The sequence below is a fragment of the Streptomyces durbertensis genome (genome assembly GCF_014156695.1).
In the GTDB taxonomy this organism is placed as follows: domain Bacteria; phylum Actinomycetota; class Actinomycetes; order Streptomycetales; family Streptomycetaceae; genus Streptomyces; species Streptomyces durbertensis.
In genome coordinates this window covers 1-626 of sequence record NZ_WMLF01000910.1, presented here as the reverse complement: position 1 = coordinate 626, position 626 = coordinate 1, and the positions used below count along the sequence as shown (strand labels likewise).

General features: G+C 76.7%; 1 protein-coding gene. It reads left to right on the top strand.

The features are described from left to right. Nucleotides 1–14 precede the first annotated feature (14 nt). On the top strand, nt 15–626 hold a 612-nt coding region (locus tag GL263_RS27615; RefSeq protein ID WP_228456890.1), incomplete at its 3' end, for a CYTH and CHAD domain-containing protein.

The window sequence follows — 626 nt, the reverse complement described above, 5'->3', positions numbered from 1 at the left end:
CCCTCCGCCCGGTCATGCGGCTCACCACCACCCGCGCCGTCCACACCCTCCGCGACGCCGCCGGGAACCCGCTCGCCGAACTGGTACGCGACCGCGTCACCGCCGATCGGGAGGACGGCCAGGGCACCGCCCGGTGGGCCGAGATCGAGGTCGAACTCGCCGAGGGAAGCGGCACCGAACTGCTCGACGCCGTCGAGGAGGCCCTGCTGTCCGCCGGGCTCCGGCGCGCCGACACCCCCTCCAAACTGCGCCGCGCCCTCGCCGACACCGGCCTCGCACCGGCCCCCCACGCCGTCGCTGCCCCCGACGCCGAACCGCCGCGGACCGCCGGCGAGGCCGTACTGCGCTACGTCCGCACCCAGACCGCCGCACTCGTCGCACTCGACCCGGCCGTCCGACGCGGCCGGGAGGACTCCGTGCACCGGATGCGCGTCGCGTCCCGACGCCTCAGGTCCGCGCTGCGCACCCACCGCGCGCTGCTGGACCGCGCGGCGACCGACCCGATCATCGACGAACTCCGCTGGTTCGCAGGGGAGTTGGGGCTCGAACGGGACTTGGAGGTGCTGAGCGCCCGGCTGCGGGAGCGCGTCGACGCCCTCCCCGCCGACCTGCGCCCCGGCCCCGTC